Annotated in this window: 4 protein-coding genes, 2 tRNA genes and 4 rRNA genes; all 10 read right to left on the bottom strand. The window is 49.3% G+C overall.

The features are described from left to right. Positions 1-1850 (bottom strand): 23S ribosomal RNA (locus H6G21_RS25315); the annotation flags it as partial. A 203-nt stretch (positions 1851-2053) separates the two neighbouring features. After that, positions 2054-2126, bottom strand: a tRNA-Ala gene (locus H6G21_RS25310). Positions 2127-2167: 41 nt separating this feature from the next. After that, positions 2168-2241, bottom strand: a tRNA-Ile gene (locus H6G21_RS25305). 130 nt (positions 2242-2371) lie between these two features. Then, positions 2372-3859 (bottom strand): 16S ribosomal RNA (locus tag H6G21_RS25300). Positions 3860-4456: 597 nt separating this feature from the next. Beyond that, positions 4457-7642 (bottom strand): plasmid replication protein, CyRepA1 family, encoded by a 3186-nt coding sequence (locus H6G21_RS25295; RefSeq protein WP_190577420.1) that lies wholly within the window; start codon positions 7640-7642, stop codon positions 4457-4459. 13 nt (positions 7643-7655) lie between these two features. Next, positions 7656-8156, bottom strand: coding sequence for a hypothetical protein (locus tag H6G21_RS25290; protein WP_190577417.1), 501 nt, complete (start codon positions 8154-8156; stop codon positions 7656-7658). 1294 nt (positions 8157-9450) lie between these two features. Further along, positions 9451-9789 (bottom strand): CopG family transcriptional regulator, encoded by a 339-nt coding sequence (locus H6G21_RS25285; protein ID WP_190577423.1) that lies wholly within the window; start codon positions 9787-9789, stop codon positions 9451-9453. Beyond that, a complete protein-coding gene (locus H6G21_RS25280; RefSeq protein WP_190577416.1) occupies positions 9786-10427 on the bottom strand; it encodes an AAA family ATPase in 642 nt (213 codons plus the stop codon). Before H6G21_RS25280 ends, H6G21_RS25285 begins: the two co-directional genes overlap by 4 nt. Positions 10428-10571: 144 nt before the next feature. Next, positions 10572-10689: ribosomal RNA gene (gene rrf, locus H6G21_RS25275) — 5S ribosomal RNA — on the bottom strand. Between the two features lie 85 nt (positions 10690-10774). After that, positions 10775-11937, bottom strand: a 23S ribosomal RNA gene (locus H6G21_RS25270); the annotation flags it as partial.

Genomic DNA, 11937 nt, shown 5'->3' with positions numbered 1-11937 from the left:
TGACCGACTTCCTTAACCTTCCGGCACTGGGCAGGCGTCAGCCCCCATACATCGTCTTGCGACTTAGCGGAGACCTGTGTTTTTGGTAAACAGTCGCCTGGGACTCTTCACTGCGACCCACTTGCGTGGGCACCCCTTCTCCCGAAGTTACGGGGCCATTTTGCCGAGTTCCTTAGAGAGAGTTATCTCGCGCCCTTTAGTATTCTCAACCATCCCACCTGTGTCGGTTTAGGGTACGGGTGACTTTGGATTAACGTGTTTAGAGCTTTTCTTGGAAGCCTGACATCACACACTTCGGCACCGTAGTGCCTCGTACTCACGTCTCAGCTCGGAACGTTTTCGCCGTTCCTCAAAGCCTCGAACGCTTGAACCGGTAACCAACATCCGGATGCGTTAGCCTACTCCGTCCCTCTGCACAATCCAAAATCGAGTACTGGAATATTAACCAGTTATCCATCGACTACGCGTTTCCGCCTCGCCTTAGGACCCGACTAACCCTCCGCGGACGAGCCTTCCGGAGGAACCCTTAGGATTTCAGGGCATTGGATTCTCACCAATGTTTGCGCTACTCAAGCCGACATTCTCACTTCTGCTTCGTCCACCGCTGCTTGCCGCTACGGCTTCACACTACAACAGAACGCTCCCCTACCGATTTATCGATAGACAAATCCCACAGCTTCGGTACACGGTTTAGCCCCGTTCATTTTCGGCGCAGGAACGCTTGACCAGTGAGCTATTACGCACTCTTTTAAGGATGGCTGCTTCTAGGCAAACCTCCTGGTTGTCTCTGCATTCCCACCTCCTTTATCACTGAACCGTGATTTGGGGACCTTAGCTGGTGGTCTGGGCTGTTTCCCTCTTGACGATGAAGCTTATCCCCCACCGTCTCACTGGCAATGTGTGCACGAGGTATTCAGAGTTTGACTCGATTTGGTACCGGTCTCCCAGCCCGCACCGAATCAGTGCTTTACCCCCTCGCTATAATCATTACCGCTGCGCCTAAACACATTTCGGGGAGAACCAGCTAGCTCCCGGTTCGATTGGCATTTCACCCCTAACCACAGCTCATCCGCCGATTTTTCAACATCGGTCGGTTCGGACCTCCACGTGGTGTTACCCAAGCTTCATCCTGGCCATGGTTAGATCACCGGGGTTCGGGTCTATAAACACTGACTAACGCCCTATTCAGACTCGCTTTCGCTTTGACTTCGACATTCCCGTCTTAATCTGCCAGTGCCTATAAGTCGCCGGCTCATTCTTCAACAGGCACACCGTCACCCGTTCTAATCGGGCTCCGATTGCTTGTAAGCTAATGGTTTCATGTTCTATTTCACTCCCCTCCCGGGGTTCTTTTCACCTTTCCCTCGCGGTACTGGTTCACTATCGGTCACACAGACGTATTTAGCCTTACGAGGTGGTCCTCGCTGATTCACCCGGAATTCCACGTGCTCCAGGCTACTCGGGATGCAGCTAGTATCTTTAAGCTTTCGACTACAGGACTTTCACCTTCTCTGGTGCACCTTTCAAGTGCTTCGTCTAGCCGCTAGAGTCCATGTCGCTGTCCCACGACCCCAGAAAGCATGCTCTCTGGTTTAGGCTGTTCCCCCTTCGCTCGCCGCTACTAAGGGAATCACGTTTGTTTTCTTTTCCTCCAGCTACTAAGATGTTTCAATTCGCTGGGTTAGCTCTTTCTGCCCTATGGATTCAGGCAGTAGTATTAAGGGTTGCCCCATTCGGAAACCCACGGATCAAAGCTTGCTTCCAACTCCCCGTGGCATATCGCCGGTAACCGCGTCCTTCATCGCCGCTGTGTGCCTAGGTATCCACCATTAGCCCTTTGTAGCTTGACCACAATTACTAATCATTGGTGTCTATGAAGGAATTACTCGTGCTGATCGCATAAAGTAATTCTTTCTACCTGACTCTTTCTCTATGCAGTTTTCTAGGTTCTGACTGGATAACAAATCCAGCAGACTGATTGCTAAACAGATTAGATCTGTCAACAACGAAGTTGCTAAATTGTTAACACTTTTAGAGTGACTAAATCACTCAGTGGAGGTTAGCGGACTCGAACCGCTGACATCCTGCTTGCAAAGCAGGCGCTCTACCAACTGAGCTAAACCCCCTTACATAACAATCTGCTTTTTTAAATATACAGATTGTAAGGTGGGCCATCCTGGACTCGAACCAGGGACCTCACCCTTATCAGGGGTGCGCTCTAACCACCTGAGCTAATAGCCCATGCTGGTTGAATAACCAGACCAGACAGTTTGGAAACCAACACTATATTCCTGACCGACCTTGAGATGACCTGCTCCTTTTTTACTTTAATGTCCTAGGACTTTCAAAAAGAAGGGGTAAGGTCTCCCTAAAAGGAGGTGATCCAGCCACACCTTCCGGTACGGCTACCTTGTTACGACTTCACCCCAGTCATCAGCCCTGCCTTAGGCGCCCTCCTCCGCGAACGGTTAGAGTAACGACTTCGGGCGTGGCCAACTCCCATGGTGTGACGGGCGGTGTGTACAAGGCCCGGGAACGTATTCACCGCAGTATGCTGACCTGCGATTACTAGCGATTCCGCCTTCATGCAGGCGAGTTGCAGCCTGCAATCTGAACTGAGCCACGGTTTATGAGATTAGCGCACCATCGCTGGCTGGCTGCTCTTTGTCCGTAGCATTGTAGTACGTGTGTAGCCCAGGGCGTAAGGGGCATGCTGACTTGACGTCATCCACACCTTCCTCCGGTTTGTCACCGGCAGTCTTCCCAGAGTGCCCAACTGAATGCTGGCAACTAAGAACGTGGGTTGCGCTCGTTGCGGGACTTAACCCAACATCTCACGACACGAGCTGACGACAGCCATGCACCACCTGTGTTCGCGCTCCCGAAGGCACCCCCACCTTTCAGCGGGGTTCGCGACATGTCAAGCCCTGGTAAGGTTCTTCGCGTTGCATCGAATTAAACCACATACTCCACCGCTTGTGCGGGCCCCCGTCAATTCCTTTGAGTTTCACACTTGCGTGCGTACTCCCCAGGCGGACAACTTAACGCGTTGGCTACGGCACCGCGCGGGTCGATACGCGCAACACCTAGTTGTCATCGTTTACGGCTAGGACTACAGGGGTATCTAATCCCTTTCGCTCCCCTAGCTTTCGTCCATGAGTGTCAGAATCAGCCCAGTCACGCGCTTTCGCCGCTGGTGTTCTTCCCAATATCTACGCATTTCACCGCTACACTGGGAATTCCCGTGACCCCTACTGACCTCTAGTCTTACAGTTTCCACCGCCGTTATGGAGTTAAGCTCCACGCTTTGACAGCAGACTTGTAAAACCACCTGCGGACGCTTTACGCCCAATAATTCCGGATAACGCTTGCATCCCTCGTATTACCGCGGCTGCTGGCACGAAGTTAGCCGATGCTGATTCATTAGGTACCGTCAGATCTTCTTCCCTAATAAAAGAGGTTTACAACCCAAAAGCCTTCCTCCCTCACGCGGTATTGCTCCGTCAGGCTTTCGCCCATTGCGGAAAATTCCCCACTGCTGCCTCCCGTAGGAGTCTGGGCCGTGTCTCAGTCCCAGTGTGACTGGTCATCCTCTCAGACCAGTTACTGATCGTCGCCTAGGTGAGCCATTACCTCACCTACTAGCTAATCAGACGCGAGCTCATCTTTTGGCAATAAATCTTTCACCCGTAGGCACATCCGGTATTAGCAGTCGTTTCCAACTGTTATCCCCGACCAAAAGGCAGATTCTCACGCGTTACTCACCCGTCCGCCACTAACTCCGAAGAGTCCGTTCGACTTGCATGTGTTAAGCATACCGCCAGCGTTCATCCTGAGCCAGGATCAAACTCTCCATATTAATGAGTTAACACAAGGTCAACTCAGAAGTAATTCGAACCATAACCTGGATTCTTCATCCGGTTGAAATCTATCGTAGAGAGAGTCTCACAAAGACTACTGATCCTACGAAGATTCACTATTTCCTTGACAGGTTTATAGTGCTATACTGGCTTCCAAACTTATTTTTCTGTCCTGGTTCTGAACACAGCTCGGTCAGCTCGCTTCAGCGCTCCGCCTCACTGCGCTTTATTAAGATAGCTCGATTTTTCAAATTCTGTCAAGCATTTTTATTTCTAAATATTCCGGAAGTTGCAAGTGTGACTGAAATACTTGCCCTGCAAGCTTATTGGGGATAGCCAATAGGTTCGAAATTATGTTGTCAGGTCTTGGGTGTGTGCGGGAGAGGCTTGTTAAAGCAGATCGAAGAGCTGATGAGGCGACCTGATGAGAACTGGGCTAAGCCAAATCCATAGAGAGGACATTACTGGTCCCTCTATCTAATTGTGCGCAGCAAAATTTGGACAGTTCTCAAAACGGCGAGACTGTCAGGTGCTCTTTCTGTCAAAGATGAGAGATTTTTTTATAGTTGTGAGATGAAAACCTCAAATTTTAATGGCTAGGTTGAGATACTAGTACTTGTACTATCTAGGTCAGCACCTTCGAAGACTTCGGATTTACTGGCTAATGTCTCAATACTGTTTTGTTCTAAATCTGTTGCTGGTACTTCCCTAGAGTCTATGGGCTTTTCATCCACGTTGGATGCTGATCCAGGAGGGGGTAAAAATTCCTGTATACCCCCTTGATGGATCGGGAACTGTTCTGTTGCTGAGTTTGGCTGGGAGTCCTTTTCACGATCGGCTTGTCGGCGTGAAAGGATAGCCATTTTCCGATCGAAGTCAGTTTGATTCAGTGTGTAGAAGGAGAGAACCTTCTTGTCTTTCCGCTGGCGATGCCGGGTAAAGGTAATGCCAATTTGGGTACAGAGCTGATGCACCAGCTGCGTGATCGAGATTTTGGTGCTGACGCGGTAGCCCAGGTAGATTTCTAGGTCTTTGCGGTATTGCAGGAGTTTTTGGGCGATCGGTTCCAGGTCGGACATGTACCATTTACCACCGGCGATCGCGTTATGGATGAAATCTGAGAGTCCAAGGTTGTGGAACACGAGGTTTCGGGTTTCAGCGTTGGAGAAATCCCAAGGGGTAAATGGGGCTCCCTGCTGGACTTGGGTTTCGATGCTGTGGGTCGTAGTGCTGGTCGCAAGTTCGGGGTGCAGAAATTCTTCCAGGCGACGAAGTTCGATCTGGGCTCGTCCGTTGCGATCGTTCAGTACGTCTTCCAGGGTTAGCTCTTCTGGAGGGATAACGTAGAACTCGCAGATTTGGAAGCGTTGAATGGCTAAACGTTCTTCTGGAGAGAGGGCTTCTCCAGTTTTTTGTTTTTCGTCCAGAGCCAATTTTTCGGCATAGGTAAGGGATGCCGCTTTCCAAATTGCTTCGGCATCACGCTGTTTGACAGCGGCGCGCAGCTCAGTCATGAGGTTGCGCATTTCCGAGTTAGGGGGAGGCTGGATAATTTCGATCGAATGCCCTGCCATCTTCAGTCGAGTGACTAGTTGAGATCTCAAGTTCACCATAGCGCGGTTTTGGGTCGCACCAAAGTTTGCATATAAGGTGAGGTGGGGATTACTCTCCCAGTTGTAGGCTTCCATTTGTTCCAGGGCAGCCGGGGACAGGCTCGATCGGGCAATCAAGACCGTGGCAGAGGTGCGTTGTTTTAAGTCCCGCTTAAACTGACTGGCCGTCAATGCCTTGGAGATTTTGGCGTAACGTAAGCCTTTTTCAACGCACCAGATGCGTCGCTCCACTGGTTGCCGAATCCGGCTGAGTTGTTGCAGCATGTCGGTATCGAGCAGGCTGACGCCCGTGAAGAGACCATAGACGACTTTAAAGATGTCTTGGACTTCGATCGACACGCCAGTACTGATGCTGGGAGAGCCGATAAACACTTTGACTCCCTGGGCGACTAGGGTTGGAATTTGACCGTTAGGGTCCCGCAGAAGCGCGCGTTCGACGCTACCACCGACGGATTCGGAGTGAATGGCAATGACGGATCCAGAACCCAGATTTGCTTCTAAGAGTTCTTTCAGCGTTTTTGCTAAGCCTTTGGAGTCTGTGGCGACCCAAAGGGCGGTTCCTTTCTCTAGGGTTTTTCCTGTAGCAACGATGTCAGCGATCGCGGCACTACGATCGCGGCTGTCGATGATTTTCGTGGGGTAGGGGGTCGGACGATAGTGATTAACGAGGATCCAAGCTTTTTCGTTACGAATCGACTCGATCCATTCAATGGTTGCATCGTCAAAGTCCGCATCGGCGCAGAGTACTCGGTTAGCGTTGCGAACCAGTTGCTCAAAAATGGCTAAAAGTGCGGGCCGCCCACCGTCTGTATTGCACGTTGAACTTGTTAATAAGGTACGAGCGACCTGGACGGCTTCGTCTAGAACGAGGTCGCAGCCCATGTACTGTTCAATCCGCTGGGCAAACCAGCCCAAGCCTGCGACACAGGCTGTTAGTCGATTAATATTAGCCACCTGGGCCGTGCTCTTGTCGAAAACGTAGCCACCGCCAAAGTCCAGGTCATTCCGGAAGGTTCCATCCAGGCGATCGGCGAGGTTGCGACCGAGGGAAATCAAATGGGTGAGTGTAATGACTTGGTTGGTGTGACGGGTGGCCAGTGCCAGCAGCTTTGTTTTTTCGGTGCCTTTAGGGCTGCGCAAAACCACAATCCCTTCCTGCGGCAGACAGTTGTTGATGGATCCAATAGAGCCGGGTGTTGCTGGGTTGAATAGTGTGGAGAGTTGAGCGGTTTGAACGATCTGATTGGGCTGGCGGGTAAACTCTCGCTCTAGGCGGTTTTGCAGCAACCAGTGTTGTAGCTCGATCGCATGGTCGTAGGCCATTTCCCAGGCAGCAGTTCCAGCCTGAACCAGTAAGTCGTCCACGCCCTTGCAAAGCCCTGCTTGGCTATCCCACTGTGCAACCTTGACCCGACAGCCCTGTTTTTCCAAGAGAAGTCCAAACTTGCTCAGGGCTTTTTGGACTTTGCTTCTTGTGGATCCGTTTGCATCTTGGTCAAAGGCTAGAATGACAGGCCGATCGGATTCCATGAAAGGGATGAGGTCTGGAATCAGGATGGGATGCAGCAGCGGCAGTTTTTCGCCGCCGATCGTCTCTGTGGTGCGATAGCCGCCATTAACGCCGTAGAGCGCGATCCCCACGTAGCCTTGGCTCAGCAGAGAGAGGGCTTTTTTGCCGCCCTCGGTTATGACGATCGGGATTTCTGGATTGTGTCGGATCCAGTCCCAGAATGACTGATTTTCTGCGGGTAAGGGGACTTGATAACGATCGGAAATCGGTTGCCAAAGGGCCTTTGGAATCTTCGGAAAAAATGCCTGTGCCCCTTGTCCTACAGGGGTTTCATACTTCTGAAAAGTTCCCTTTTTTAAATTTTTTCTCGGTGTAGAAAGTTTGACTTGCCAACAGGAACCATCCTCATTGAGAAACAAAGCGGCCCATTGATTGGGGGTGGCATTCAGACCGAATCGGGTGTAGCGCCAGTTGAGGGCATCGTGAATGGGAGTTGCCACATCTCCCGCGAGGTTTGTAACTAAATCATTAACGATTTCAATGGTCGATTCAAACAGTTTTGGATCGATCGCTGAACCCTCAATAAATTCCTGGCGGAATTGGTTTTCTGGGTGAATTTTGAGTTCAAGAAAGGGGACTTTAACCGATGGTTGGAGCATGGTAGTAGATTTCCTAGACTGTGGGTGAGATGCTCGAAAATCCTTGAGGAATAAGGCTTGTAGGAAATAGCGCCCATTGAGGAGAGGTCGGGCAGCTGGGCGGCAAAAAGTAGCTGGATGGATCGCCTCGGGACAGGTTGGACGGCAAAAAAGCGGCTGGGAAGGGGTTGTCAGTGGCCGAAAATGCCTCATAATATGGGTTGAACGACTCGATCGTGCCGATCGCTAATTTCTGGCTCTTAGGTGTTAGCTTTTGGCTTACAAAAACAGGACTCAATTTTCTAATTGACCTGCAATTGTTCGCTAAATCTTTCATCTGTTTTGTCAGATTTTTAATTAATGATTGAATGCATTGATAGTGTTGTTCTTCCAGCGTTGACTCAACTGTATTAGCTTGCATTGACTTGCATTGACTATTTACGTTGTTTTCTTCTCTGGCACTCAGAAAAAACGCTTGCATACCAGGGGCTCTGGAACTGTCTAGTAGAGTTAGTTGCTTTACGGGCCAGGTCATAGAAAAATCTCCTTTTGCGTAGGTTGTTTTTGGGAGCAGAGGTAAGTGGTTAAATGTCACGCACTGAGTTCCATCTGAGTAGAAAGCAAAAATCTCATTTTTTGTTTTCAAGAAGTCAACAGATAGTTCTTTTTCTTAGCTTCCTTTTGAAGGGGTTAAGCAATCAAACTAAAACTGTTGAAGTAGACAAAAACAACTCAATAAGTGGGTCTCTTTCTTTGCTTCCTTTTAGATAGGTTGAGCAATTAAACTAAAACCTTCCTTTTGTTTGGAATGGATTTAGATTGTAAGAAAAAAGACTTCTTTCTTATTGGAGAGATTAGTAGGTTCGAACGATAGCAAAAACTTCGTTTTTTGTTTGGTCTGTTACCTCCTTTTTGTTGTTGTTGTTGTTTGTTGGATTCAGCGAAAAGACTCTTTAGTTTTTTTGTTGTTTACCTCCTTTCTTTTTTAGGTATTAAGCAAAAGACTCTTTCGTTTTTTGTTTCGTTAATTACCTCCTTTTTTGTGGGTATTAAGTAAGCAGAAGACCTTTCGTTTTTTGTTTCGTTAGTTACCTCCTTTTGTTTCCTTTGTTGTTTGATTCGATAAGAACTGATTGGCAGTCAATTCTTATCTGGTTTTTGTTAAGACCGCTAAGTCTTATTCCTGAAGTTGAGTGGCAAGCTCGTCTTCAGAACTACAATTAAATAGTGTGGAAACCTCGTTGATGGCTATCTGCGAGGTTTTTGATTTGTTAGGGTGTTTCGTCTAGGCTTCTCCTGCTACAGCATGGGTAGGCAATTCAGAAAGGCAGGCCGAGGCTGTTGCAAAGTCCTCAGCATCATCAGGCAGAACCTCGATAACCAAACGCAAGCTGAAACGATTGCGCGCCGTGGTTCACCGATATATCCATGGAGACGACTTAACCCAGTTGGAGCACCTTGAGGATCCTCAAGTCGTCTTCCAAAGGGGCACTTCAGGGGTTCTGACAGAAAACAAAGTGAGCAAAAGAACTTTGCACACTAAAATCTCATTCCAACCTTAGATAGTAAAGCTGAAGGGGCTACGAAGTCTATGCTGGTCAAAAAAATTAAGGGCCAGTCAGCCGCAAATTGAATACTCAAAAACTCATGCCGAGAAAACCCACGATCGTCTACGCCCTAAAGCTAGCGACTCACTCTACACAACACTAGCTTTAGAAACCCAAAAAGTTCCATCTCGGTAATGCCAACACATCTGTACTAAAGTACTGCAATACTTAGATCAGTATAAATGCAGTTTTGCAGTATTCCAGTAAAGCAGTTAAAATAATCTACTCCACTTGATGAATTACTTTACCCAATAAATCTCTAATAATTTCTGCCTTTTTCTGCCCTGTCTTGGCAGCAAAAATCGACAGCTTTCGATGCATAGACTCAGTCAAATCAACAGTGATGCGAACGGTTCCTTCCTTACGTTTTGTCAGTTGTGTATCAAGCAAATCAAAGCTCTCAGTATTTGCACTTTTTGTTGAGGTAGTGCGCTTAGCCTTAGCTGTTCGTGTTGTTGTTGCTTTTGTCTTCTGCGTTGCTGTTTTAGTTGATTCTTTCGCCTCAAAAACGAACTCTTTCGCCAAAGAATCATTCAATGTCCGTCGAGTTTTTCCCGTCATTTCAGCATCCTCATAATCTCTTTGAACAGTCGATCGAACTCGTTTGCAGACTCCGTAGCCGATTTTCCTAGTAAGTTCCACACTACTTTACTTTGGCCGAAAGTGTCTGCAATCACCTGCTTTTGATGAATAACTGTTTTCAGAACTGGGATGTTGGTCTTCGTCAGCAGCGCGATCGCCTCATCCAGGAGGCGTGTTCCCCGCACAGCCCGACTCAGAAAAATAGCCGCAGCGGGTGCGCCCCCTCGCACAGATTGCGCCTGCCGAATAATTCTCACAGCATCACTGGCCGACTTCAAATCAATCCCCGTCGGTTGACAAGGCACGATCGCCAAATCCGCCCGAAACAAAATAGCCCGACAAGCCTCCGCTAACCCCGCCGGAGCATCCACCACCAAATATTCATATCGCGCTGCCAACAGCGGAATCTGTTCCAAGAGATCATCCGGAGTCTGCAAAACCTCAAATGGGATATCGGCCTCCAAACTGGCCAGCCACACCGACGACGATCGTTGAGCATCCGCATCGATCACCAAAACATTCTTCTTTTTTTTATACGTCAACCAATAAGCCAAGTGAACACTCGTAGTGGACTTAGCACACCCTCCCTTTTGGTTCACAAAAGCAATAATAGGCATTGTTATTAGGCACGTTAAAAAACAACCCGCCACACTACATCACAAAAAATACCAAGAAAAACGACCACACAGAACTAGTAGCAGCGATCGTTCCAACAACAAAGCCTCAAGTCTAGATGACTTGAGGCTTTGCTTTAAATAGAACCCTGGCGTCGAGTTATTTTGGCGGGTTGCTACCAACCAACTATCGTCACCGCAGGTGCGTTTCACCACTCAGTTCGGGATGGGATGAGCGTGGGTCCACACCGCCATAGACACCAGGAAACTTTTTGGGTCTGTGGTCTTTCACAGAGCCCAGAAGGCTGCATAGAGAAAATGAAGAGTTAAGTATTGACACATAATTAGTAGAGGTCAAGCCCTCGGTCTATTAGTACTGCTCGACTGCATCCATTACTGGACTTCCATCTACAGCCTATCAACGGGTGGTCTACCCGAGACCTTACTGGGTTAACCCCATGGGAGTACTCATCTTGAGGTGGGCTTCCCACTTAGATGCTTTCAGCGGTTATCCACTCCGCACATGGCTACCCTGCGTTTACCGTTGGCACGATAACAGGTACACCAGCGGTGCGTCCTTCCCGGTCCTCTCGTACTAAGGAAGGCTCCTCTCAATACTCCTACGCCTGCACCGGATATGGACCGAACTGTCTCACGACGTTCTGAACCCAGCTCACGTACCGCTTTAATGGGCGAACAGCCCAACCCTTGGGACGTACTACCGCCCCAGGTTGCGATGAGCCGACATCGAGGTGCCAAACCTCCCCGTCGATGTGAACTCTTGGGGGAGATCAGCCTGTTATCCCTAGAGTAACTTTTATCCGTTTAGCGACGGCCCTTCCACTCAGTGCCGTCGGATCACTAAGGCCGACTTTCGTCCCTGTTTGACATGTACGTCTCACAGTCAAGCTCTCTTATGCCTTTACACTCAACGGCTGATTTCCAACCAGCCTGAGAGAACCTTTGCGCGCCTCCGTTACCATTTAGGAGGCGACCGCCCCAGTCAAACTGCCCACCTGATACTGTTCCCTTCCCGGATAACGGGCAAGGGTTAGAATTCTAGCTTCACCAGAGTGGTATCTCACCGTTGGCTCCACATTCCCCACAAGGAATGTCTCATAGCCTCCCACCTATTCTGCGCAAGCAAAGCCCGAACCCAATACCAAGCTACAGTAAAGCTTCATAGGGTCTTTCTGTCCAGGTGCAGGTAGTCCGTATCTTCACAGACAATCCTATTTCGCCGAGCCTCTCTCCGAGACAGCTCCCAGATCGTTACGCCTTTCGTGCGGGTCGGAACTTACCCGACAAGGAATTTCGCTACCTTAGGACCGTTATAGTTACGGCCGCCGTTCACCGGGGCTTCGGTCGCCAGCTTCAGCTTGCGCCTGACCGACTTCCTTAACCTTCCGGCACTGGGCAGGCGTCAGCCCCCATACATCGTCTTGCGACTTAGCGGAGACCTGTGTTTTTGGTAAACAGTCGCCTGGGACTCTTCACTGCGACCCACTTGCGT

Source organism: Alkalinema sp. FACHB-956 (genome assembly GCF_014697025.1).
In the GTDB taxonomy this organism is placed as follows: Bacteria; Cyanobacteriota; Cyanobacteriia; order Leptolyngbyales; family Leptolyngbyaceae; genus Alkalinema.
This window is presented reverse-complemented; position numbering and strand designations above follow the sequence as displayed.

Bases quoted from the DNA above. Each gene is read 5' to 3' on its own strand.
- H6G21_RS25295 (WP_190577420.1), bottom strand. From the start codon at position 7,642: ATGCTCCAACCATCGGTTAAAGTCCCCTTTCTTGAACTCAAAATTCAC.
- H6G21_RS25290 (WP_190577417.1), bottom strand. From the start codon at position 8,156: ATGACCTGGCCCGTAAAGCAACTAACTCTACTAGACAGTTCCAGAGCC.
- H6G21_RS25285 (WP_190577423.1), bottom strand. From the start codon at position 9,789: ATGACGGGAAAAACTCGACGGACATTGAATGATTCTTTGGCGAAAGAG.
- H6G21_RS25280 (WP_190577416.1), bottom strand. From the start codon at position 10,427: ATGCCTATTATTGCTTTTGTGAACCAAAAGGGAGGGTGTGCTAAGTCC.